Annotated in this window: 14 protein-coding genes; 7 read left to right on the top strand and 7 right to left on the bottom strand. The window is 70.7% G+C overall.

Annotated features, from left to right (window positions below; all coding sequences use genetic code 11):
• Nucleotides 1–61: 61 nt before the first annotated feature.
• Nucleotides 62–3,247: a S8 family peptidase gene (locus MICNX66_RS02095; RefSeq protein WP_187663133.1), complete on the bottom strand. Its 3,186-nt coding sequence runs from the start codon at nucleotides 3,245–3,247 to the stop codon at nucleotides 62–64.
• 176 nt (nucleotides 3,248–3,423) lie between these two features.
• On the opposite strand from MICNX66_RS02095, the gene MICNX66_RS02090 reads away from it, so the two are divergent.
• The 4 genes from MICNX66_RS02090 to MICNX66_RS02075 all read left to right on the top strand — a co-directional run bounded on the left by MICNX66_RS02090 (nucleotide 3,424) and on the right by MICNX66_RS02075 (nucleotide 7,418).
• Complete coding sequence (locus tag MICNX66_RS02090) at nucleotides 3,424–3,969, top strand: ECF transporter S component (RefSeq protein WP_187663132.1); 546 nt, start codon at nucleotides 3,424–3,426, stop codon at nucleotides 3,967–3,969.
• Between the two features lie 80 nt (nucleotides 3,970–4,049).
• Nucleotides 4,050–5,717 (top strand): ABC transporter ATP-binding protein, encoded by a 1,668-nt coding sequence (locus tag MICNX66_RS02085; RefSeq protein ID WP_187663131.1) that lies wholly within the window; start codon nucleotides 4,050–4,052, stop codon nucleotides 5,715–5,717.
• 2 nt (nucleotides 5,718–5,719) lie between these two features.
• Nucleotides 5,720–6,532 carry an energy-coupling factor transporter transmembrane component T gene (locus MICNX66_RS02080; protein WP_187664083.1) on the top strand — a complete coding sequence of 271 codons (813 nt, stop codon included), beginning with the start codon at nucleotides 5,720–5,722 and terminating at the stop codon, nucleotides 6,530–6,532.
• 10 nt (nucleotides 6,533–6,542) lie between these two features.
• Nucleotides 6,543–7,418 carry a siderophore-interacting protein gene (locus tag MICNX66_RS02075; RefSeq protein ID WP_187663130.1) on the top strand — a complete coding sequence of 292 codons (876 nt, stop codon included), beginning with the start codon at nucleotides 6,543–6,545 and terminating at the stop codon, nucleotides 7,416–7,418.
• 98 nt (nucleotides 7,419–7,516) lie between these two features.
• Here MICNX66_RS02075 and MICNX66_RS02070 read toward each other — a convergent pair whose 3' ends face one another.
• Both MICNX66_RS02070 and MICNX66_RS02065 read right to left on the bottom strand, forming a co-directional pair.
• On the bottom strand, nucleotides 7,517–8,680 hold the full coding sequence (locus MICNX66_RS02070) for an acyl-CoA dehydrogenase family protein (protein WP_187663129.1): 1,164 nt from the start codon (nucleotides 8,678–8,680) through the stop codon (nucleotides 7,517–7,519).
• Between the two features lie 163 nt (nucleotides 8,681–8,843).
• On the bottom strand, nucleotides 8,844–9,773 hold the full coding sequence (locus MICNX66_RS02065) for a M15 family metallopeptidase (RefSeq protein WP_187663128.1): 930 nt from the start codon (nucleotides 9,771–9,773) through the stop codon (nucleotides 8,844–8,846).
• Nucleotides 9,774–9,847: 74 nt separating this feature from the next.
• Between MICNX66_RS02065 and MICNX66_RS02060 the strand changes: the two genes are divergently transcribed.
• Both MICNX66_RS02060 and MICNX66_RS02055 read left to right on the top strand, forming a co-directional pair.
• Entirely contained in the window at nucleotides 9,848–10,939 is a 1,092-nt protein-coding gene (locus MICNX66_RS02060; protein WP_187663127.1) for an Rv2578c family radical SAM protein, read from the top strand.
• A 43-nt stretch (nucleotides 10,940–10,982) separates the two neighbouring features.
• Complete coding sequence (locus MICNX66_RS02055) at nucleotides 10,983–11,522, top strand: YaeQ family protein (RefSeq protein ID WP_187663126.1); 540 nt, start codon at nucleotides 10,983–10,985, stop codon at nucleotides 11,520–11,522.
• Nucleotides 11,523–11,611: 89 nt separating this feature from the next.
• On the opposite strand, the gene MICNX66_RS02050 is transcribed toward MICNX66_RS02055, so the two are convergent.
• Nucleotides 11,612–13,678, bottom strand: coding sequence for a DEAD/DEAH box helicase (locus MICNX66_RS02050; protein ID WP_187663125.1), 2,067 nt, complete (start codon nucleotides 13,676–13,678; stop codon nucleotides 11,612–11,614).
• Nucleotides 13,679–13,951: 273 nt separating this feature from the next.
• On the opposite strand from MICNX66_RS02050, the gene MICNX66_RS02045 reads away from it, so the two are divergent.
• Nucleotides 13,952–14,848, top strand: a complete 897-nt coding sequence (locus MICNX66_RS02045) for an aldose 1-epimerase family protein (RefSeq protein WP_187663124.1) — start codon at nucleotides 13,952–13,954, stop codon at nucleotides 14,846–14,848.
• 96 nt (nucleotides 14,849–14,944) lie between these two features.
• Here MICNX66_RS02045 and MICNX66_RS02040 read toward each other — a convergent pair whose 3' ends face one another.
• The 3 genes from MICNX66_RS02040 to MICNX66_RS02030 form a co-directional block, all read right to left on the bottom strand.
• Nucleotides 14,945–18,085 carry an efflux RND transporter permease subunit gene (locus MICNX66_RS02040; protein ID WP_187663123.1) on the bottom strand — a complete coding sequence of 1,047 codons (3,141 nt, stop codon included), beginning with the start codon at nucleotides 18,083–18,085 and terminating at the stop codon, nucleotides 14,945–14,947.
• A gap of 16 nt (nucleotides 18,086–18,101) precedes the next feature.
• A complete protein-coding gene (locus MICNX66_RS02035; RefSeq protein WP_187663122.1) occupies nucleotides 18,102–18,689 on the bottom strand; it encodes a TetR/AcrR family transcriptional regulator in 588 nt (195 codons plus the stop codon).
• A gap of 213 nt (nucleotides 18,690–18,902) precedes the next feature.
• A complete protein-coding gene (locus MICNX66_RS02030) occupies nucleotides 18,903–20,099 on the bottom strand; it encodes a Gfo/Idh/MocA family protein (RefSeq protein WP_197971865.1) in 1,197 nt (398 codons plus the stop codon).
• Nucleotides 20,100–20,138: the final 39 nt, after the last annotated feature.

The following is a 20,138-nucleotide window of genomic DNA, read 5'->3' as shown; positions in this document are numbered from 1 at the left end:
GCACGGCCGCCCGACGGATTCCGTCGTGCGGCCGTGCCTGAGTCGTGCAGACGATCCCGGATCACCCGGGGGCGTCGGTCTCCGGGGGCGGGGTCGGCTCCGGGGTCGGCTCCGGCGCGGGAGTCGGATCCGGGGTCGGCGACGGCTCCGGAGTCGGCGACGGCTTCGGCGCGGGGGTCGGCGTCGGCGCGACCTCCGCGGGCGTCGTGACCGTCACCACGGTGCGCACGGCCGAGTCCCCGTACTGGACGAGTCCGAGGTAGCGGGTCCCGGCGGTCAGACCGGTCCAGCTCAGCTCGTAGCTCGTCTCCTGCCCGCGGACCGCGGCGATCGGGTTCGGCGTCGCGGTGAACGAGCCCTCCCCGTCCGGGAGCACGGTGGCGTAGGTCATGTCCCACGTCATCGGCCCGGTGGTGGAGTACACGTTCGCCACGACCAGGTAGGTGCCCGCAGTCGGCGTGGGGATCGTGACCTGCTCGTCGGCCGAGCCCGTGGCCGACTGCCAGCGCTCGTAGTAGCGCAGGTCGTCGGGGCTCACCACCCGGTAGACGGTGAGGTCCAGGTCACTGCCCTCGTCGTCGGACGAGTCGAGATCGAACCGGGAGAGCGTGGCGCCCTCCGGCACGTCGACGATCCAGGACACGTCCTTGTTCGCGTCCCCCGAGTTCTCGTTCCCCGAGTGCCCCTCGACGGGGTTGTCCGGGTCGCTGAGCAGCTGGAACGGGGTGAGACCCGAGACGCCCAGCGCCAGGTCGCCGTCGAGACCGGGGATGATGTCCACCGTCGTGCTGCCGTCGACACCGCTGCCGGTGACCTCGGCCGGGGCATCCGCCGTGACCGGGAACACCGCGATCGGCGAGCGCACCGTGTTCTTCTTGCTCGTCCAGGTGAGGGAGCCGGTGGCCCACTGCTCGACCGGAGCGGTGGTGCTGTCGAACGTGACCGTGAACGTCTTCGTCTGTCCCGGCTTGTCGAAGGCGAGCTGAGAGGGAGTGACGGTGACCTTCACGCCCGGGACCGAGGCCTTCGCGGTGAACACGCCCTTCTCGGTCGAGGTGACCGAGCGGGTGACGGTCTGCGCGCTGGCCAGGGAGCCGATGGAGATCGATGCCTGGTTCAGGTCGCTGCCGTCGATGGGGTCGATGCCGGGGAAGTCCGACAGCCCCTTCCCGTCGAGGAAGGCCGCCCAGTCCTTGAAGCCGTTGAGGTACAGCAGGCCCGGGTTCAGGTAGCGCTTCGCGTCGATCTGCCCCGCACCCTGTTCGAAGGGGTCCGTGTTCTTCGAGCCGTCGGGCAGCACCGTGTCGTACGCGGTGGTCATCATGGCCGAACGGATCTCCGCCGGAGTCGCTCTCGGGTGCTCCCCGAGGTACAGTGCCCCGAGGCCCGCGATGTGCGGGGAGGCCATCGAGGTCCCGGAGAGGATGCCGAAGGTCGGCTCCTCGCCCGGCGCGTTGTGCGTGGCGGCGAGGATCGCGACGCCGGGAGCGGCGATGTCCGGCTTGAGGACGTCGGTGCCGTCGGCCAGGACCGGCCCACGGCTCGAGAAGCCGGCGATCTGCGGGGTCGGGGTGGTCACCCCGGTGGTGTTCTCACCGACGAGGGTGATCGGCCGATCGACACCGCCCTGCACGTAGGCGAGCACGGCTGCGCGGTGCACGGCGTTCAGGTGCACCGTCGGCACCGCGTGGAAGTCGTTGTCTAGCGAGTCCGCGCCGCCGGGCACGTTCACCAGCACCATGCCGATGCCTCCGGCGTCCTTCACGACCTGGGACTTCTCCGCGCGCGCGTTGCCGCCGCGGTCGCAGACCACGATGTGCCCCGCGACCTTCGTCGGGTCGAGGGTGCCCGGCAGGCACAGCTGCGCATCCACCGCACCGGGCGCCGCGGCATCCACGGCGGCGATGGAGGGCCCGGAGACGCTCTCCCCGAACGGCACGCTCACCGATGCCCCGGCCTCCTCGAAGCCGTCGAACTGCACCGTGCCTTCCCACGTGGGGATGGTGGAGGCGGCGACCGTCGTGTACCACGGCGAGGCGTGGTCGGCGGTGACCGGATCGGGACCGTCGTTGCCGGCGCTGGTCGCGACGAAGACGCCGGCGGCCGCGGCGTTGAGGAACGCGAGGTCCTCCGGCGCCATCACGGTGCTCGCGGCGCCGCCGCCGATCGAGTAGTTGATCACGTCGACACCGTCGGCGACGGCCTGATCGATCGCGGCGACGAGGTCGCTCAGCGCGCAGATGTCATCGGTGGTCACGGTCGTGTCCGGACCGACGTAGCAGGCCTTGTACGCGGCGACCTTCGCTGCGGGCGCGACGCCCGAGATGGTCCCGAAGTCGACGCCCTCGACCGCGGCCTCCACTCCGAAGTCGCCCGCGGCGGTGCTCGCGGTGTGCGAGCCGTGGCCGTCGCCGTCGCGTGGGGAGAGGTAGTCGTACTGGAAGTCGAACCCGGCGGCCTGCGCTCCCGCGAAGAAGTACTGCCCGCCGATGAGCTTCGTGGAGTAGTCGCGCTCATCCCAGTCCTGGCCGTCGACCATCGCGCCGCGGAACTGTCCGCCGTCGGACTTGTCGAAGTACACGTAGGTGCCGTCGGTATAGGGATCCGTGCCCTTGTGGCGGCTGTTCTGCTTCTTCTGCTGCTTGAGCTTCTTGCCCTCGAACGAGGGGTGCTCGGGAGCGATGCCGGTGTCGATCACGCCGACCACGACACCCTCGCCCGCCTTCTTCACGCCTCCGGTCTGCTGCCACACCCCGCCACGGCCCTTGCGGTCGTCGCCGAGGCCGAGGTAGTCCGTGGAGGTCTGCGCATCGGGGTGACGGATCTCGTCGGGATACACCCCCAGGACGTCCTTCGAGGCACGGAGCTGGTCCACCTGCTCACCCGAGAGGTCGGCGCTGAACCCGTTGAGCACGACCTGGTAGGTCGTGTCCGGCGTGACGCCGACGTCGTTGATGAGGCTCTTCTGCTCGGACTCGAGGTGCTTGACGTACCGCCGCGCGTCCTGCGACTGCGTCTCGAGCTGCTCGCCTTCGTCGGGCTTCGTCGCCTTGAGTCCCTTGACGTCGCCTTCGTAGCTGGCGAGGGGATCGGCCTTCATGATCACGATGTAGTGCCCGGGGGTCCCCGCGACCGGAACGGGGTGCGTCACCTCCCCGGTCGCTGCGTAGCCTGCGGTTGCCGTCGATGCGATGAACAGCGTCGCCAGGGTGGTGGCTGCTGCGATCCGAAGGGGTGTTCGACCCATATCTCGCTCCTGATGATCCGATGATCCCGATGCCGCCTCGTTGCCGCACCGCGGCTCACGATAGACCCGCTCCTCGGCGCCGGATCGAGAACTGAACGATGGTCGAATCCCGATCGCGCCGATCGGTCAGGGTGGACGACGGCCGGCTCTCCGAATGTCGCCAGTAGGCTGGAGACGTGGCCCGTACCTCCGTCCTGTCGACCAGAGTGCTGCTGATCTGCGCAGCGATCGGTGTGGCAACGGGCATCCTCGGCGGCATCGCCGGATGGGTCACTCCCCTCCTCCTGGCCAGCCCGCTGCTGTTCCTCTACGGCCTCGTGCTGGGCTCGCACGTGCTGCCGGGCATCATCGCGCAGGAGGTGCTGCGGCTGCCGCTCGTGGCACTCATCACGCACGTGTTCGCCGCGCTCATCGCGAGCGCCTTCAACCCGGCGTGGTCGTTGCGGTTCATCGGCACGGCGCTGCTGTTCGGCCTCATCCAGGAAGGTGTCGCCGCCCTCACCCGCTATCGCTCCTGGGGTGCCTGGCGGTTCTTCGTCTCGGCGGTCGTGATCGGCGTCGTCGTGGCGGTGGCGGTGTTCTTCGCGGCGAACCTCGCGGTCCTGCCGCTCTGGGCCCAGCTGCTGTACCTGACGATCTCCGTGCTCGGCCCGGTGGCCTGGACGGCGATCGGCCTCGCCATCGGTTCGGCGCTGCGCACCGCCGGCGTCGCACGCCGCTGATCGCGGAGGTGCCCTGCTGGCAACACAGGTAAGGCTCAGCTAAGTTAGAGGCACACCCTCCGTCGAACCCGGGACCTGCCGTGCGCCCATCCGCGCCTCTCCTCCGCGTGCGCGAGCTCACCCTCACCCACGCGGATGCCGCGCATCCGTCGCCCCGTGACGTGACCTTCGACATCGACCCCGGTGAGGTCGTGCTGCTGCTCGGCCCGTCCGGCTCCGGGAAGTCGACGCTCACGCTCGCCCTCAACGGCCTCATCCCGCACGCGCTCCCCGCGACCATGTCCGGCTCCGTCGAGGCCGGCAGTGTCGACACGACCACCGCGCACACCGCGACGCTCAGCACGCACGTCGCCATGGTCTTCCAGGACCCTGACGCCCAGATCGTCACGGGGACGGTGTACGACGAGGTGGCTTTCGGCCCCGAGAACCTCCTGCTCCCGCTCGGCACCGTGCGGGCCCGCGTCGAGGATGCGCTGCGGCGGGTGGGCCTGTGGGAGCGCCGGGACGACAACCCGGACCACCTGTCCGGCGGCGGCCGACAGCGTCTCGCCATCGCCTGCGCCCTCGCGATGGGCTCCCCTCTCATCGTGCTGGACGAGCCGACCGCGAACCTCGACCCGCAGGGGATCGACGACGTGTATGCGGCGCTGACCGAGGTCGTGGCCGCCGGGGACCGGGCGATCCTCCTCGTCGAGCACAACCTCGATGCGGCGATGCGCTTCGTCACGCGCACCGTCGTGCTCGACCGCGAGGGCCGGGTGGTCTTCGACGGTCCGGCCGCCGAGACCATCCGGGCGCATGCCGACGAGCTCGTGGCGATGGGGGTCTGGCTGCCCGCCGCGACGCTCGCTGCGCTCCGCCTCCGCGACCGGGGGATCGTCCTCGACCCGCTGCCGCTGACGCCCGAGGCACTGGCCGCGGCCCTGCCTGCCGGTCCGGCCCGCGCGTCCTCGATCCTCGCCGACGCTCCTCCCGCCGTCGACCGGGAGCCGATCATCCGGGCGCGCGGCCTCACCGTCTCGCGGCGCCGCACCGAGATCCTGCACGGGGTCGACCTCGACATCGCCGCGGGGAGTCTCACCGCGATCGTCGGGGCGAACGGCGCGGGCAAGACCACGCTGATCCAGGCCCTCGCGGGGGTCGTGCCCCCGCCGAAGGGCCGGGTCTCCGTCGACGGCATCGACCCGGGCACCGCCTCCCCCCGGGATCTCGCGGCCCGGATCGGCTTCGTGTTCCAGAACCCGGAGCACCAGTTCATCGCCGCCACCGTGTTCGACGAGCTCGCCCACGGGCTCCGGCTGCGCCATGTGGCGGACGACGAGGTCAGCGCTCGCGTGACGGAGATGCTCGAGCGGTTCGGGCTCACGCACAAGGCCGACGTGCACCCGTTCCTCCTCTCCGGCGGCGAGAAGCGACGACTCTCGGTGGGCACGGCCCTCATCACCCGTCCTCCCGTCCTCGCCCTCGACGAGCCCACCTTCGGGCAGGACCGCGCCAGGGCCGCCGAGCTCCTGGACCTGCTGGAGAGTCTCCGGGCGGACGGCACGACCGTCGTCATCGTCACCCACGATCTGCAGCTCGTCGCGGAGCACGCCACCGACACGGTCGTCCTCGCCGAGGGGCGGGTCCGCGCCGCGGGCCCCACGGCGGCGCTGTTCTCCGATCCCGCGATCCTCCCTTCCGCCGGGTTGCGCGTCCCCGCCCTGCAGCGGGTGCTCGCCGAGGCCGGGTGGGAGGTGACACCGTGACGATGTCCACGCTCGATCCGTATGCGCCGCTCGTGGCCACCTCGCGGCGGCAGTTCCTCTACGGCCTCAATCCGCTGGCGAAGGTCGCCGGCTTCGCCCCCGCGATGCTGCTCCTCGTCTTCGTGCGCGACCTGGCCACCCCGGCCGCCTTCCTCGTGCTCGCGTACGTCCTCATCCTCGTCGGGGCGCGGGTGACGGGCCGCCTCCTCGCGCTGCTCCTGCTCGGTCTGCCCGCGGGCATGCTCGCGATCGGCGTCGGCTTCTCGCTGTGGGTCGACGCGGCCCTGGTCGCCGACACAGCCCCCGTCGTGACGATCGGCGACTGGACCCTCTACGGAGGCGCCCTCCTCATCGGCTTCGCCACGGCGCTCCGGCTCGGATCGATCGTCGCGCTCGCGCTGGTCGGCGGCCTCACCACCAGCGGCTCCGATCTCGTGCGTGCGAGCGTGCAGCAGCTGCGCGTGCCGTACCGCATCGGGTACACGGCCCTGGCCGCCTTCCGCTTCGTGCCCCGGTTCGGGCACGAGCTCGCCGTCATCCGCGCCGCGCACCGGGTGCGCGGTTACCACGGCGGCCGCGGCCCCTTCGCGCGGATCGCCCGCGGCTGGGGGTACATCGTCCCGCTGCTCGCGGGCGCCATCCGGCATGCGGAGCGCGTCGCCCTCGCGATGGACTCCCGAGCGTTCGGCGCGCATCCGACGCGGACCGAGCGGCACCTCGTGGCGTTCCGCACGAGGGACACCGTCTTCACCGTGGTCACGCTCGCCGTGTCGGCCGCGATCTTCGTCGTCTTCTTCCCCTGGCAGCTCCCCTGAAAGGTGCCCCATGGCATTCAGCAAGATGGTCAAGCCGGAGACGGCCGAGCTCCTGCACCTCACGGTTCTCCGCACCGAACGGCTCGCGCCGCACTGGGTGCGGGTGACCCTGGGCGGCGGCGAGATCGACCGCTTCCGCCCGATGGGCTACGACCAGTGGTTCCGGCTGTTCCTGCCGATCGGCGGCGAGGCGGGGCTGGAGCGGGTGCCCGCGAAGGCGAATCGGATGTTCGGGTACCTGAAGTTCCTCCGCATCCCCGACGGCGAGCGCCCCGTGATGCGCAACTACACCGTGCGCGCCTACCGCCCGGCCACGGCCGAGATCGGCGCCGAGCTCGACGTCGACTTCGTCCTGCACGGCTCGGCGGCCGACGGCACCGCCGGTCCGGCGTCCCGATGGGGGGAGACGTGCGCCCCCGGCGAGCACGTCCTCATCATCGACGAGGGCCTGACGTTCAACCCCGAGCGGGGCACCGATCGGGTGGTGCTCGTCGGCGACGAGACCGCCCTCCCCGCGATCGCGTCGATCAGCGCCTCCCTGCCGACCGACGCCTCGGGCACGGCGATCATCGAGGTCCCGTCCGCGGAAGACGCCCTGGAGTTCCCGCACCCGTCGGGGCTCGAGGTGGTGTGGGTCGTGCGGCCTCAGGAGATCCCACCCGGGGCCCTCGCTCTGGACACCCTCGCTCGTACCACTCTGCCCGCCGCGCCGTTCCATGCCTACGCGGCGGGAGAGCAGGCGCTGGCGTCCGGCGTCCGCAAGCAACTCGTCGGCGAGCGCGGCGTCGACAGGAACGCCGTCAGCTTCTGCGGCTACTGGAAGATCGGTGCCGCCTCCCCCGCCTCGAAGGCCGCCCGCGAGGCCGCCGCGGAGCCCCGCACGTAATCCCGGGGCACAGCTTCGGAGCTAAGACACGACACGCCGGGGCGGACGATGCCGCCCCGGCGTGTCGATGGGGATCTCCGAAGCTGTGCCCGGGGACGTCAGCGCTTGCCGGCGATCTGACGCCCGACGATCTCGCGCATGATCTCGTTCGTGCCGCCGTAGATGCGGTGCACACGGGCGTCGAGGAAGGCCCGGGCGATGGGGTACTCGGTGATGTAGCCGTAGCCGCCGTGGAGCTGGACGCCGGCGTCGAGCACCTCCCACTCACGCTCGGTCGCCCAGAACTTGACCTTCGCGGCTTCTTCCGCCGAGAGCCTGCCGTCCTTGTAGGCCAGCAGCGCGCGGTCGATGAAGGCCCACAGCGCGTCGACCGTGGCGGACATGTCGGCGATGGTGAAGCGGCTGTTCTGGAAGTCGATGATGCGCTCCCCGAAGGCCTCGCGGTCCTTGGTGTACGCGACGGTCCAGTCGAACGCGGCCTGCGCGGCGGCGGCTCCGGCCACGCCGATCGAGAGGCGCTCGAGCGGCAGGTTCATCATGAGCTGGATGAAGCCCTTGCCCTCGACGCCGCCGATGAGGTTCTCCTCCGGCACGAACACGTCGCTGAACGACAGCTCGGCGGTGTCATGGCCGTGGAAGCCCATCTTGGACAGCTTCTTGCCGTTGTCGAATCCCTCCATGCCCTTCTCGATGAGCACGAGGCTGAACGCGTCGGGACGGTTGCCCTCGCCGGTCTTCACGAACGTGACGACGAGGTCGGCGGTCGCGCCCGATGAGATGAACGTCTTCGCGCCGTTGACGATGTAGCCGCCGTCCGTCTTCTTCGCCGTGGTCTTGATGCCGCGGAGGTCGGAGCCGGCGCCGGGCTCGGTCATGGCGAGCGCGCCGACGACCTCACCGGTGGCCATGCGGGGCAGCCACTTCTCCTTCTGCTCCTGCGTGCCCATGTGCACGAGGTACGGCACGGCCAGGTCGTCCTGGATGCCGAAGGCCCCGGCGAGCGATCCCGCTCCGGCCGCGATGACCTCTTCGTTCACGATCGCGCGGAAGCGGTAGTCCTGCAGCATTCCGGCGCCGCCGAACTCCTCCGGCACGGAGAGCCCGATGATGCCGGCCTCACCCGCGGCGCGCATCGTGGCGCGGTCCACCTCGCCGGCGGCGTCCCACTTCTCGATCGCCTCGTGCGTGACGTGGCGCTTGACGAAATCCTTGACGAGGTCGCGGAATGCCTCGTGATCCTCTTCGTAGATGTCGCGTTCCATGCCGTCCTCCCGAACGTGTCGTGCGTCGTTGCTCCGGCGAGTCTACGGCGGGAACACGGGGCAGGGCAGGCGATTGTGAGAATGCATCCCATCGTGGGTGGGACTGGGTATCGCCTTTGTGGAATGCCTCAGTGCGAGCGGATCACACCCCTGCCCCGCCGACTCAGTGGTCGTAATCGGGCGCCGCCGGGAGCCCGAAGAACTCCTCCAGCGTGTGATAGCCGCCTTCGTGATACGCCGCCGCGAGCTCCGTGCCGACGTAGCGCAGGTGCCAGGGCTCCGGGGCGTACCCGGTGACGGGCGTGCCGACCTGTTCGTAGCGCACGATGAACCCGTACTCCCAGGCATGCGCCGCCACCCACTCGCTCTGACGCGTCGCGCCGAAGCCGTCCAGACCGCCGCAGCCGTCATCACAGGCCACGACGTCGAGGGCGAGACCGGTCTGATGCTCGCTGTGACCCGGTCGCGCCGAGCCCGCATCCGCGTCCGCCTGCCCCTGGTCCCGCACGTGCGCACCGTATGTCGCGACCTGGAGGCCGTAGGAACGGTAGCCGTTGTTCGCTCCGATGCGTCCGACCCCGGCCGCCGCGGCGGCGTCCGCCATGCGCCCGGCGGCGTCGGAGACCTCCGCGCGCACCCGGCCCGACGGGGTCGTCATCTGCAGCGGCACCTGGCTCAGTCCTTCGGGTTCGTAGGCGGCGGGTTCGAGCGGACGCCCCTTGTTGACCACGACCCAGATCCGGGCGGGATCGCTGAGCGAGACACAGGGTGCATTACCGGCGATCACCGCCTCACGGAAGCGCGCTCCACCGCCGAACCCCGCGACGGTGGCGGCGTCGTCCCCGGCCGCGATCGCAGCCTGCACCACGGGGTCGGCGCAGGGGTCCGCCGCAGGGGTCGCCGTGTTCTGCACGGTCGGTACCTGCATCACCGCGACGGGGCGCGGGAGCGGTGGGGATGCCACGGGGGTCGCGGCCGCCCCGGTGAGCGAGAGCACCACGCCGATCGCGGTCACCGCCAGCCCGACCGGCAGGGCGGGTCCGAAGATCGGGGAGCGCGGCGCCGCATGCTGAGCGTACGGCGAGGAGGGCATGCCCCCATTCTTCCATTCGAACATCAGTGCCACACTCACTTGACTCCGATTCGATTCTTTGTTCGAATGGGAGGATGCGGTGGCAGGGACAGAAACTCGCGGACAGCGACGAGGCGGCATTGCCGGGCCTCGAGAACCGTTCGAGCGTCCTCCGCACGGTGACCACACCGGAGTTCGCCGGCATGACGTTCCACGAGGTGCTGTCGAAGTCAGCGCTCAACCACGTCCCCGGGGCGTCGCGCATGCCCTTCGCCTGGACCATCAACCCCTATCGCGGCTGCTCCCATGCGTGCACCTACTGCTTCGCCCGGGGCACGCACGAGTACCTCGACCTCGACGGCGGCGCGGACTTCGACACCCAGATCGTCGTCAAGGTCAATGTCGTCGAGGTGCTCGAGCGGGAGCTGCGCCGCGGGAGCTGGCAGCACGAGACAGTCGCCCTCGGTACGAACACCGACCCGTACCAGCGGGCCGAGGGGCGCTATGCCCTCATGCCCGGCATCATCGAGGCGCTGGCGGCGTCGGGCACCCCGATGTCGATCCTGACGAAGGGCACGCTGATCCGTCGGGACATCCCGCTGCTGAAGAAGGCGGCGCAGCGTGTGCCGGTCGACGTGCAGACGTCGATCGCGATGTACGACGACGCGCTGCAGAAGGCGATCGAGCCGGGCGCCCCGACCACGCAGGCCCGCCTCGACACGGTGCGCGCGCTCGCCGACGCCGGCTTCCCCGTCACGGTGTTCCTCATGCCGATCATGCCGCATCTGACCGACTCCCTTCCCGCGATCGACGACGCCCTCCGCCGTATCAAGGCCGCCGGAGCGCGGAGCGTGATCTACGGGGCCCTGCATCTGCGTCCGGGAGTCAAGCCGTGGTTCTTCCAGTGGCTCGGTGAGAACCGTCCCGATCTCGTGTCGTCGTATCGCGGGCTGTATCCCGGGGCCTCCGTCGAGGCACCGAAGCCGTACCGGCAGTGGCTCGCCAAGCGCGCTCGCCCCCTCATCCGGATGCACGGGCTCGACGGCCGGCACGAAGACGACTATCCGCGGCGCGGGTCCCGCCCGGGCCAAGGGCATGTCCAGACGGACACGCCGCCGGCCGGGCCGGTCATGTTCACGCCGAGCGGCCGCGCGGCCGCCGCCCCGCCGCAGCCGATGCTGTTCTGACCCGGTCGGCCGGAGGGCGCGGCTCCGCGTAGGCTCGAGGATCATGGCGATCGGTTCGACAGTCCACACGTTCGAGATGCAGCTCGCCGACACCGATCGCGGGGTCTACGAAGACGTCTCGCTCCGGGCCGCCCGGCATCCGTCCGAGACCGACGCGTACATGCTCACCCGGGTCCTCGCCTACGGGCTCGAGTTCGCGGAGGGCATCGCGTTCGGCGGCAGCGTCTCCGACACGGAGGAGCCGGCGGTGCTCGTGCGCGACCTCACGGGCCGAGTCACCGTCTGGATCGAGGTGGGCGCTCCCGATGCCGCGCGGCTGCATCACGCCTCCCGCCTCGCAGACCGGACAGTGGTCTACACGCACCGCGACCCGGCCAAGGTCATGGCGCCGTGGGCCGACAAGCGCATCCATCGTTCCGAGGACATCCGGGTGTACAGCTTCGACCCCGGCTTCATCGAGAGCGCCACGCCCCACCTCGCCCGCCGGAACACCCTGACCCTCACGGTCACCGAGCGCGTCCTCTACCTCGACCTCAACGGCACGTCCCTGACGACCACCCTCCACGAGCACACCCTCCCCTGACACCCCGGCTGCCCGCGCACCTTCCCGGTGCGGAGTGCGAAAAGGCCCCGGAGACCGAAGTCTCCGGGGCCTTTCTGATCCCGAACGCGTCAGGAGGTGAGTTCCGCGGCGGACGGCACGCGCCCCGCGATCTCCTCGATCACGTCGTCGTCCACGCGCGCCTGCTCGAACGGCGCCTCGATCTCGGCGCGACCGAGCAGCTCGGTCATCCGACGCTGGCGCTGCCGCGTGATGAGCGTGACGACCCGGCCCGAGCGCCCCGCGCGACCGGTGCGACCCGAGCGGTGCAGGTACGTCTTGTACTCGTCCGGCGCGTCGGCCTGGACCACGAGGTCGATGTCGTCGACGTGGATGCCGCGCGCGGCCACATCGGTGGCCACGAGGACGTTCACCCGGCCCGAGGTCAGCTTCTCCAGGTTCCGCGTGCGCTTGGCCTGGTTGAGGTCGCCGTGCAGCGAGACCGCGGGGATGCCCGCGTCGTCGAACTGGTCGGCCAGCATGTCGGCGTAGGCACGGGTGCGGGCGAAGACCAGGGTCTTGCCCTCGCGGTCGACGAGCGAGGTGAGGATGTCGGCCTTGTCGCGGTGCTCGATGACGAGCACCCGGTGCTCGATCGTGCTGGAGCCCTGGTCTTCGCCCGCGACCTCGAACACGGCGGGGTCGACGAGGAACTCGTCCACGAGCGCCGCGACCTCGCGGTCGAGCGTCGCGGAGAACAGGAGCTTCTGGCTGCCCTCGGCCGTGCGGCGGAGGATGCGCTGCACGGGCTCGACGAATCCGAGCTCGCACATGTGGTCGGCCTCGTCGAGCACCGCGATCCGGCAGTCCGACAGGTCGAGCTTGCCCTGGTTCATCAGGTCCTCGACGCGGCCGGGGGTGCCGATGACGATGTCGACGCCCTTCTTCAGCGCGCCCACCTGACGACCCTGCGGCACACCGCCGTAGATCTGCGTCGTGAACAGGCCCACGCTCCGGGCGATCGGCTGGATGGTCCGGTCGATCTGCAGCGCGAGCTCGCGCGTCGGGGCGAGGATGATCGCGCGCGGCGAGCGGCCGAACTCGCGACGCTTGCCCGCCTGCGACTTCAGCACCCGCTCGACGAGCGGCGCGCCGAAGGCGATGGTCTTGCCGGAGCCCGTGCGGCCGCGGGCGAGCACGTCGCGCCCCTCGAGGACGGCGGGGATGCTCGCCGCCTGGATCGGGAACGGCGTCGCGGCCCCCATGCCGTTCAGGATCTCGGTGATGTTCGAGCCGAGGCCGAGATCGGCGAACGTGATGCCCTCGACCTCGACGGCCTGCACGGCCTGCGCCTCGAGGCGCTCGTGGACGACGTCGTCGGCCTGCTCGAACGCCGCCTTCGGCTTCGCGTTCCAGTCGTTGCGGGTCGGACGCTCGTCGCGGCGGGGGCGCTCGTCCCGACGCGGACGCTCGGTACGGTAGGCCCCGCCGGTCGACGGCCGCTCGCGCCCGCCCTCGAAGGAGCGCTGCGTGCGGTCGCGGTCGAAGGCGCGGCGGGCACGGGCGGCGTCGTAGGAGCGGTCGGCCCCCTGGTCGTTGCCGCGGGCGCGGTCGCCCCCGCGGTCATCGCGCCGCGGACGGTCGTCGCGGTCGAAGCGCGGACGCTCGTTCCGGCGATCGTCGAAGCGCGGGCGGCCCCCGTCGCGGTGGTCGCCGTCGCGGAAGCCCTGTCGCTGCGAGCCGCCGCGGTCGTCGCGCCGCGGACGGTCGTCGAAGCGGCCGGCCCCTGCGCGGTCGTTGTACCGCGGACGCTCGGAGCGGTCGTCGAACCGGCCGGCGCCTGCGCGGTCGTCGCGGCGGTGCGGGGCCTCGCGGCGTCCGGACTCCGCACGGTTGCGGATGCTGCGGGCCTCGTCGCGGCCGGCGCGCTCCTGAGAGCTCCACCGACGCTTCGGCGCACCGGACTCGGTCTCCTCCGGGCGATAGCCGCGGTGGCCGGGGCTGCGGCTGCCGGGGCGGCGGTCGTACCCGCCGGTCACCCGGGAGTCGCGGTCCTCGCGAGCGGGACGCTCGTCGCGGGCCGTGTCCCGACCACCGGTCGGTCGGTGGCGGTCGTGGAACGAGGTCTTCTTGGCGCCGTAGCGCGGCTCGAAGTTCGCGGCGGCGCGACCGCCGCGGGGCTTCTTGTTCTTGGGCATTCGGGTGTCCTTCTTGCGTTCTCGCACGAGAACAGCGCTGCGCGCACGCGCGAGCACTCCGATCCAGCGGAGTCCGGACGATCTGCGGCCGGGGCCATTCCTGTGATGGTTGATTCGCGTCGATCGACGCGCACCATCGGCCCCTGGACTCACACTTCACACACTGAAAAACGTCCGCGCCCTGCGCGGGTGTCCGAAGCCGACCGCCCCAGTCTACCCGGCGACCCTGGGAGACCCCCGCACTCCGGCGGCCTGCGGCACTACGATGTCGAGGTGAACTCCGTCTCTCCCACCGGCACCCAGGTCCACCTCCGCCTCGGCGACGTGACCGCGCAGATCGCCCAGGTCGGCGCCTCGCTCCGTGGCCTGCGCATCGGCGAGGTCGACCTCGTCTCGCCCTACCCGCTCGACGTCCCGACGCCATCATGCTCAGGAGTCGTGCTGACGCCGTGGCCCAACCGGGTGCGGGACGGCCGCTGGGACGACGAGGGCACCGTCCGTCAGCTCGCGATCAGCGAGCCGAAGACCACCACCGCCAGCCACGGGCTCCTGCGCTACACCGCCTACGCGGTCGAGCAGACGGAGGGAGCCGCGACCCTGCGCGCGACCGTCTTCCCGCAGACCGGCTACCCGTACCTGATCGAGACGTCCGTCGCCTACGTCCTCACCGCGGACGGCATCGAGGTCACGCACACGCTCACCAACTGGTCCGAATCGGCGGCTCCGGTCGCGCTCGGCACGCACCCGTTCCCGACGATCGGCGACGTCGACCCGCACGACCTCGTCCTCCGCGTCCCGGCCCACACCGTGTTCGAGACGGACGACCGCATGCTCCCTACCGGCACCCGTCCCGCCGACCCCGACCTGCGCGAGGGCGTCCGAGTCGGCGACGTCTCGCTCGACACCGGGTTCACGGACCTCGTGCGCGACCCCGACGGCCGCGTGCGGCACACCCTCACCGCGCCCGACGGCCGGACCGTCACGCTCTGGCAGGGCGAGGGCTTCGACTTCGTGCAGGTGTACACCGCGACGAACTACCCCGGAACCCCGCTCGCCGTCGCGATCGAGCCGATGACCGCTCCGGCGGACGCGTTCAACAGCGGCCTCGGGGTGCGCCGTCTGGCTTCTGGCGAGACCTGGACGCTGGAGTGGGGCCTCTCCTTCGCTTGACCGCGGTTCACAACTCAGGAGAACCCACGCGGAAAGGCCCCGATCCTCGTCTCACCGACGGAATCGGGGCCTTTCTCCTGAGTTGTGAACGCTCGGCTACTCGCCGTGGTTCTCGCGCAGCTCTCGGCGGCTGACCGGTGTGCCGTCCGCATGGACCGGAACCGGGGCGGCATCCTCGTGGTGCTCGCCCTTGCGGGCCCGGCGGCGCTCCCGCGCCCCCTCGACGAGGTTGTACAGCGTCGGCAGCACGATGAGCGTCAGCACCGTGGAGGAGACGAGTCCGCCGATCACCACGATGGCCAGCGGCTGGGAGATGAACCCGCCGTGCCCCGTGATCCCCAGCGCCATCGGGGTGAGGGCGAGGATCGTGGCGAGCGCTGTCATGAGGATCGGGCGCAGACGCTTCTCCCCACCCGCCATCACGGCATCCGCGGTCGACAGCCCCTTCTCCCGATACTGGTTGACCAGGTCGACGAGCACGATCGCGTTCGTCACCACGATGCCGATGAGCATCAGCACGCCGATCAGCGAGGCCACGCCCAGCGGCACGCCCGTGACGATCTGCAGCAGGATGGCTCCGGTCGCCGCGAACGGCACCGAGATCAGCAGCAGGAGCGGCTGCCGCAGCGACTTGAACGTCGCCACCATCACCACGTACACGATGAGGATCGCGGCGAGCATCGCGAGGCCGAGCTGCGCGAACGAATCGGCCTGCTGCGAGGCGACGCCGCCGACCTCGGCCGAGGCGCCGTCCGGGAGGTCCGCCGCGGCGAGCGCCTCGGTGACCGACTGGGTGGCGACCGCGAGGTTGTCCGATGCGGGCGGCACGGTGACGGTCGCGGTGCGGCGTCCCTGCTCGGTGGTGATCGAGGTGGGGCCGTTGCGCTGCTCGACGGTCGCGATGTCCTGCAGCGGCACGATGCCCGCCGCGGTGGGGATCGCGAGCTGCTGGAGCGCGGCGACGGTCGTCGGCGGCTCCGGGTTGACGAGGTACACCGTCAGCGCGGTGTCGTCGATCTCGACCGATCCGATCTGCTGCGGACGCATCGTGTTGGACGCGATCGACCCGACGGCGACCTCGGACAGTCCGACCCGCGCGGCGGCCTCGCGGTCCACGACCACGGCGATGTACGGCAGGGCCTCGGCGAGGTTGTCCGTGACCTGCCCGATGCCCTCGCGGCCGTCGAGCTCCTCCACCACGGCGGAGGTCGCGGTGGCGAGGTCGTCGCCGTTCGCCGCCGTCACGGTGATCTCGATGTCGCTGGAGCCGAAACCGGCGGACGCCGCGACGTTGACCTCGCCGACCTCGTCGCCGAGGCCGTCGATGGCATCCTGCACCTCGGCACGCAGCTTCTCCTGGTCGGCGTCGCCGTCGGTGAGGACCGAGTAGGTGATCCCCGCGCCGCCGGAGAACGCGTCGCGCAGCGCGGAGCCGCTCGACCCGATGGAGGCCTGCACATGCTCGATGCCGTCGATGTCGAGAAGGGCCTCCTCGACGGGGGCAGCGGCATCGGACTTCGCCTGCAGGCTCGCGGTCGGCCCGAGGTCCTGCGTCACGGTCATGGTGTTCTGACCGGAGTCGCTGAGGAAGTTCACCTTCATCAGCGGGGCGGCGGCGAGCGTCCCGGCGAGGACCACCACCGCGAGCGCCACCGTGATGCCCGAGTGCTTCAGCGTCCAGCCGAGGATGGGGCGGTAGCCGCGCTGCAGCCGCGTCGGCGGGGCCGCCGGGTCCTCCGGGTCGATCGCGTTCCCGCTCTCGTCGAGGAGCGGCTTGCCGGGCTTGAGGAACCAGTACGCCAGCACCGGCACGATCGTCAGAGCCACGAAGAGCGAGGCGACCATGGCGATCGTGACCGTCATCGCGAACGGACGGAACAGCTCGCCTACCATGTCGCCGACGAACACGATCGGCAGGAACACCGCCACGGTCGTGATGGTCGACGCGGTGATGGCCGCGGCGACCTCGCGCACCGCGAGACGGATCGCATCGCCCTTGTCCGCGTCGCCGACGTAGTGGCGCTTGATGTTCTCGATCACCACGATGGAGTCGTCGACCACGCGGCCGATCGCGATCGTGAGCGCCCCGAGGGTCAGCACGTTCAGCGAGTAGCCGAATGCCTGCAGCCCGATGAAGGTGATGAGGACGGACGTCGGGATGGAGATCGCGGTGACGAGCGTCGAGCGCACCGACATCAGGAACACGAGGATCACGAGCACGGCCATCACGAGGCCGAGCAGACCCTCCGTGGCGAGGGTGTCGATCGACTGCACGATGAACGGCGCCTGGTCGAACACGACCGTGAACTCGGCGTCCGGGAGCGCTTCCCCGATCTCGTCGAGCGCGGCCAGCACCCCCTGCGACACCTCGACCGTGTTGGCGGCGGGGAGCTTGGTGATGGAGATCGACAGGGCATCCTCGCCGTCGACCCGGGAGATCGAGGCCACCGGGTCCGACACCTGGGCCACCGTCGCGACGTCGCCGATGGTCACCGCGGTACCGACGAGAGGCAAGGCGGCGATCTCGTCGACCGAGGTGATCTTGGCGCCGGTCTGCACCGTGAGGGTCTCGCCGTCCTCGGTGATCTCACCGCCGGGGAAGAGGGTGCCGTTCTGCTGCAGCGCGGTGCTGATCGCCTCGCTGCTCTGACCGGCCGCGGCGAGCTTCGCGAGGTCGGGGGTGATGGTGATGCGCTGTCCGACGCCGCCGACGATCTCCGCCGCGTTCACCCCGTCGACGTCCTCCAGATCGGGGATCGCGACGCTCTCCAGCTGCGCCTGGGCGTTGTCCGCGTCCTCGAAGCCCGTGACCGCGACCTGGATCACCGGGAAGTCGTCGATCGACACCGAGAGCACCTGCGGCGTGACGTCCTCCGGGAGCTGCGAGGAGATGCGGTTGATCGCCTGCTGGATCTTCTGCTCCGCGGTCGCGAGGTTGGTGCCGTACGAGAACATCGCCTGCACGATCGAGGCGTTGGTCGTGCTCGTCGCGGTCGTCGACTCCAGGTCGGGCACGCCCTGGATGGCGGACTCGATCGGCGTCGAGACGTCGTTCTCGACCACCTCGGGCGAGGCGCCGGGGTAGGTGGTCATGACCACGAGCGCCGGCAGCTCGAGCGACGGGATGAGCTCCTGCTTGAGGTTGGTCAGCGCGAGCCCGCCGAACACCGCGGCGACGATCGTCACGAGCGCGATGAGGGCGCGGTTCTTCAGGCTGAGGATGGCGAGTTTCGACAAGGCGGGTTCCTCGGTGTCAGGGGGTGGCGGTCGCTGCGGATGGGAGGGAGAGGGGTACTCCGAGGATCCGCGCCAGTGCGGATTCGAGGAAGGACTGTTCGAGTTCGACGTCGCGGATCTGCGTGCTCCACATGACGCCGTCGATGAAGATCATCGCCGCTCGGGCCCGGTCGGCGCCATAGGTCGGCTCCAGGAGGTCGACGAGGCGGTCGGACAGGTGGCGCGCGAGCTGGCGCAGACGCGGATCGTGCACGGCTGCCGTGACCACGGCTCGATCCGCCTGCACCGCGTGGCCGTCGTGGATGCTGTCGTACACGAGCGCCGCGATGACGTCGGCCCCGGCTCCCCGTTCGGCGAGGGTCTGCCGCACTCCGTCGAGTCGGCATTCGATCTCGTCCGCGAGCGCTCGGAAGGCGGCGGTGCGCAGGTCGTCGAGGGTGTCGAAGTACTGGGTGGTCGCCCCGAGCGGCACTCCGGCTCTGGCGGCCACCATCCGATGCGTGATGGCGTCGGCCCCGACCTCGACGATCAGCTCGGCCGTCGCGGTGACGATCTCCCGACGACGCGCTTCGGGGTCACGCCGCCGACGCGCGCTCTCCACCATCGCTCACCCCCTGGACACCCGTACATGTACGTTTGTACATTCGCTCCGGTGTGAACTCCCTGAGAACGGCCGCCCGCTTCTTTCCTGTCTCCCCGCCGTGCCGGATCACTTCCGCACCCCGCACCCCCGTTCCCGGTCCCTTTTCGCGCTCTCACGGGTGGGAATCTCCTCCCGTGATCGAAAACGTTCCGGGGTGGGGGGCGGAGGAGGGGGTCAGGCGGCGGAGGAAGACGGGGCGGAGGAGGGGGTCTGGCCGCGCTCGAAGTAGGCGACGAGATCGGGGTCGAGCGGGGGGACGGCGATCGCGGAGCCGTCACCCCGGAGGGACGCGGTGGCGAGGATGCCGGCGGCCACGGCCTCGCGCGCCGCGACGGGAGAGGTCGCCGTGAGACCCCCGTGCCGCACGAACCGGAGGAACTCGGCCACGAGCAGCGCGTCGGCTCCATCGTGTCCGGCGTCGGGCACCTCGGGCACGACGAACACCTCGTCCGCGTCGGCCGCCCCGGCATGCCGACGGTTCCACAGCTTCACCTCGCTGCCGGCCACGTCGCCGAAGTTCTCGATGCGCCCCTCGGTGCCGATCACGGTGTAGTTCCGCCAGTAGTCCGGGGTGAAGTGGCACTGCTGGTACGAGGCGAAGATCCCGCCCTCGAGCCGAAGGTTCACCATCGAGATGTCCTCGACGTCGACCACGGGGTGGAGTCCGGTGAGCGCGGTCGGCGGCCAGTTGTCCATGCTGAACCAGTCGGGCATCCGCTCCCCCGTGCGGTCCCGCCGGTCGGTGATGTCGCCGTAGACGCTGAGGCCGCCCATCGCCGCCACCTGCTCGGTGTACGCCCCCGCCAGCCAGTGGATGATGTCGAGGTCGTGCGCTCCCTTCTGCAGGAGGAGTCCGGTGGTGCGGCTCCGGTCGGCGTGCCAGTCCTTGAAGTAGAAGTCGCCGCCGTGCCCCACGAAGTGCCGCACCCACACGGCCTTCACCTGCCCGATGCGCCCGGCCTGGATGAGCCCGCGCATGAGCGTGATCACGGGCATGTGCCGCATGTTGTGGCCGATGTAGAGGCGGGTCCCGGTCCGTCGCGCCGTCTCCAGCATGCGGTCGGCATCGGCGAGGTCGATCGCGAGGGGCTTCTCGCAGAAGACGGGCACCCCGGCCTCCAGCGCCCGGATGGTCAGCGCGGCGTGCGTGTCATCCGGCGTCAGCACCATGACCGCGTCGACCCCGGACGCGAGCAGCTCGTCGAGGGAGTCGGTGATGAGGGCGTCGGGGACGAGCGCCCTGGCGTCCTCGCGGGCACGCGGGGCGAGGTCGCAGACGGCGGTGATGCGGGAGCCGTGGCCCGGCCGATGCACCTCCTCCTGAAGGGTGGAGCGCGCGCCGAAGCCGATGATGCCGATGTGGAGGTCCAACAGAAGTCCTTCGTGAAAGGGGGAAGAAGAGGGGGCGGC

The organism is Microbacterium sp. Nx66 (genome assembly GCF_904066215.1).
GTDB lineage: Bacteria > Actinomycetota > Actinomycetes > Actinomycetales > Microbacteriaceae > Microbacterium > Microbacterium meiriae.
Note: the sequence above shows the minus strand (reverse complement) of the source record. Positions and strands in the feature narration are given on the sequence as shown.

What these genes read in the sequence shown, in the direction of transcription:
- MICNX66_RS02095 (WP_187663133.1), bottom strand. Translation starts at nt 3,247, where the DNA reads ATGGGTCGAACACCCCTTCGGATCGCAGCAGCCACCACCCTGGCGACG.
- MICNX66_RS02080 (WP_187664083.1), top strand. Translation starts at nt 5,720, where the DNA reads ATGTCCACGCTCGATCCGTATGCGCCGCTCGTGGCCACCTCGCGGCGG.
- MICNX66_RS02075 (WP_187663130.1), top strand. Translation starts at nt 6,543, where the DNA reads ATGGCATTCAGCAAGATGGTCAAGCCGGAGACGGCCGAGCTCCTGCAC.
- MICNX66_RS02070 (WP_187663129.1), bottom strand. Translation starts at nt 8,680, where the DNA reads ATGGAACGCGACATCTACGAAGAGGATCACGAGGCATTCCGCGACCTC.
- MICNX66_RS02065 (WP_187663128.1), bottom strand. Translation starts at nt 9,773, where the DNA reads ATGCCCTCCTCGCCGTACGCTCAGCATGCGGCGCCGCGCTCCCCGATC.
- MICNX66_RS02060 (WP_187663127.1), top strand. Translation starts at nt 9,848, where the DNA reads ATGCGGTGGCAGGGACAGAAACTCGCGGACAGCGACGAGGCGGCATTG.
- MICNX66_RS02055 (WP_187663126.1), top strand. Translation starts at nt 10,983, where the DNA reads ATGGCGATCGGTTCGACAGTCCACACGTTCGAGATGCAGCTCGCCGAC.
- MICNX66_RS02050 (WP_187663125.1), bottom strand. Translation starts at nt 13,678, where the DNA reads ATGCCCAAGAACAAGAAGCCCCGCGGCGGTCGCGCCGCCGCGAACTTC.
- MICNX66_RS02035 (WP_187663122.1), bottom strand. Translation starts at nt 18,689, where the DNA reads ATGGTGGAGAGCGCGCGTCGGCGGCGTGACCCCGAAGCGCGTCGTCGG.